Origin of the sequence: Lactobacillus delbrueckii subsp. delbrueckii DSM 20074 = JCM 1012 (assembly GCF_001433875.1) — a bacterium.
GTDB lineage: Bacteria > Bacillota > Bacilli > Lactobacillales > Lactobacillaceae > Lactobacillus > Lactobacillus delbrueckii.
On sequence record NZ_AZCR01000003.1, the window covers coordinates 75,861 to 77,446 of the forward strand.

The window sequence follows — 1,586 nt, forward strand, 5'->3', positions numbered from 1 at the left end:
AACTCGATTCTCCGGGAACCATTTCCCGATTAGGCCCTTATTTCAAAATAAAATTGCCTAAAATCGTTGATAACACTTGACTTAGAGTAGAAAATAAAAGGACCCCCGAAGGAGTCCTTAAATTATCATCTGGATTCTTAAGCCCGCTTGCTGGCAAACTGCCGGCGCAAAGCTCCCAGCGCGTCCTGCTGGAAGAGGCACTGGCCATGGGCTTGGGCCTGCTGGAATTCGTCAGCGGACACCTGGCGGCCAAATTCATTGGCGATCGCCCAGGCATCAGCTGGCTTGATTTCCGCGTAGTTCTCGTCCATAAAAGCCAGCTTGAGATAAAACTGCTGCTTGTAGTAGTAGACGCTGGACGCCAGGTCACTGACCTTGAGGCTGTCAGCCAAAGCCAGGAGGTCATCGATATCGTCAAAGACTAAAACATGGGTCTCCTGGTAACTCCAGTAGTCCTCGTAGTCTTCATCATCGGTGTTGCCCAGGTCCTGCATGATCACCGGGTCCATCTCAGTGTTAGCGTCATCAGCCGGGTTCAAGTCGGAAAAGGCCCAGTCATCTTCCTCAACCGCTTCCGCCATATCGTCTCCGACCCCATTGGCTTCAGGATCAAAGAAGCGCCGCATTTCTTCCGGCAGGTCGCTGCCTGCATTCATCTTGGTAATCAAGAGATCGATCCCGCCATCGTTGGGCATGACCTGGAAAGTCACCGGCGCATCGCTGGCAAAGTCATTGTCCTCGTCCACTTCGCGGAGAACTGACAGGAAAAATTCCTGGACTCTTTCCCGGTTGCCGAGTAAATCCAAGATCTTCAAGCCCCGCTGGTTCAGATCCTCCCGGGTCATGCTTACGCGGAGCGTGTTCTCATTCACCTTTTCAACGCGCATCTTCATCCCTCCTTATATGTGTACCGTTATTGTAACCTAAAAAGCCAACAAAGCAAAAGCGTTAGCTTCTAGAAGCTAACGCCTGCAACTTTCTATTCTGAAATTAAAAATCCTGTTCTGCCAGGCGCTTAGCCCGGGCTATTTCCAGCCGGCGCACGCTACGCGGCAGGAAGCGGCGGATTTCATCTTCATTATAGCCAACCTGCATCCGGCGGTCATCCAAAATAATTGGCCGTCTCAGCAGGCTTGGGTTCTTTTCAATCAAATCGATCAGTTCATTCATTGAAATGTCGTCCAGGTCGATATTCAGCTCTTGGAAAGCCTTCGACCGTGTTGACACGATTTCTTCCGTGCCTTCTTCAGTCATTCTCAAAACATGAATGATTTCTTCCCGGTTCAAAGGATCTGAAATAATGTTTCTTTCCTTGTAGGGAATATTGTGCTGTTCAAGCCATTGCTTTGCCTTGCGGCATGAGGTGCAGCTTGGAGAAACATATAAATCTACCATTGTTACCACGCTCCTTTAAAATGAGATTGCATGAACACACATTCGTTGCTTACTATATAGTTTAGCATGGATACTTACAAAAAGGAAGGGGGTAATTGGCTTTCTTTTAAATTCGTCGATTGTAAAATCAAATTGAACACTGTTCCGATCCAGTAAGAAAAATCGTTTTCACTGGATCAGAGCACAAAAAA

General features: G+C 47.9%; 2 protein-coding genes. Both read right to left on the reverse strand.

Features of this window, described 5'->3' with window-relative positions:
• Positions 1 to 137 precede the first annotated feature (137 nt).
• On the reverse strand, positions 138 to 887 hold the full coding sequence (locus FD23_RS01445) for an adaptor protein MecA (protein ID WP_025896572.1): 750 nt from the start codon (positions 885 to 887) through the stop codon (positions 138 to 140).
• A 103-nt stretch (positions 888 to 990) separates the two neighbouring features.
• Positions 991 to 1,395: a transcriptional regulator SpxA gene (gene spxA / locus FD23_RS01450; RefSeq protein WP_025896570.1), complete on the reverse strand. Its 405-nt coding sequence runs from the start codon at positions 1,393 to 1,395 to the stop codon at positions 991 to 993.
• Positions 1,396 to 1,586: the final 191 nt, after the last annotated feature.